The organism is Sporosarcina saromensis, from assembly GCF_033253735.1.
Taxonomy (GTDB): domain Bacteria; phylum Bacillota; class Bacilli; order Bacillales_A; family Planococcaceae; genus Sporosarcina; species Sporosarcina saromensis.
Genome location: NZ_JAUBDI010000049.1, coordinates 1 through 1,077 on the forward strand (window position 1 = coordinate 1; position 1,077 = coordinate 1,077).

General features: G+C 45.8%; 1 protein-coding gene. It reads right to left on the reverse strand.

What is annotated here, in order from left to right:
* Nucleotides 1-78: 78 nt before the first annotated feature.
* The coding region (locus tag QT711_RS19585) for a transposase (RefSeq protein WP_317946921.1) at nt 79-1,077 on the reverse strand (999 nt) is incomplete at its 5' end.

Genomic DNA, 1,077 nt, shown 5'->3' on the forward strand with positions numbered 1-1,077 from the left:
TGAATCGATTTCATAATTCCTCTTTTTAAAAATACAAACAAGGGCAGAATTTATAGATTGTATTTCAAAAAACAAGAATCATGCGGCTTGAATGTGGTTCAATCGTGCTCCAATCCTATCGGCGGCTAGTTTTGAAGCGTTGTAAACAAGCACAAGTAAATCGAAGTGAACTTTCGCGCGTTTCCCTGTCCGATAACGGACGTTGTTCAATTGAAAGAACTCTTTCAGATAAGCATTGACGCGCTCCACAGCGGTTCGACGATTAAAAAGCGTTTTCCATGCTTTCGAGCCACGTGCCGGTGCACTGTACCTTCGTAAATCTGTGGTAATTTTCACCTTGTACACTTTCTGACAGATGCCCTCGTTTGCAAGCGGGCAATCTCGGCACTCCTTTGGCCCTGTATACTTCAACGTTTCGTATTTGGCATCATAGCTGTCATAACGATACGAATACTCTCGAAAACAAGTCGGTGCGAAATATTCGTCAAATCCGAGGGGCTCTGGTTCATTACGCTTATTATAAGCGATGATAGATCGGTGTCCCATACGATGTACTTGTTCGTAGATTGCTTCAAAATCGTAGCCGGCGTCCATCGTATGATACATCAGTTTGCGAAGTGGAATTCGTTCTTCGATCCCTTTTAACAACGGGATAGCGGCCTTGCCGTCATTCAGGCTTCCAGAAGAAAATAGGGACTGCAGAATATATTGGCTGGACGTACCTACTGCCAAATGTCCTTTATAGCCGAACCAGAACACGTTCTTCCCCTCGCTGTTTTTCTTGACACCCCATTTGGGGTCTTGAGGAACTTCAGCACGCAGCCGGGCAAGCGGTTCATCCAACTGCGCTTCTATTTTCTTTTCGTATAGCGGAAGATTCGCTTCCTGTTCTGCCTGTTCAGCCAGCCATTGTTCACGTTCTTCCTTCTTTTTACGGCCGCGTTTCTTGGGTTCTTCCTTTGTTTTTTCCTGTTTGGCCGGCGCTTTGTCACGTGCTTCGAAGTGAGTAGCGTCAATTGCCACCGTGTCATCTTGGATAAAGCCTTCTCCGATGGCGTTCAAGACAATCGTCTCCTG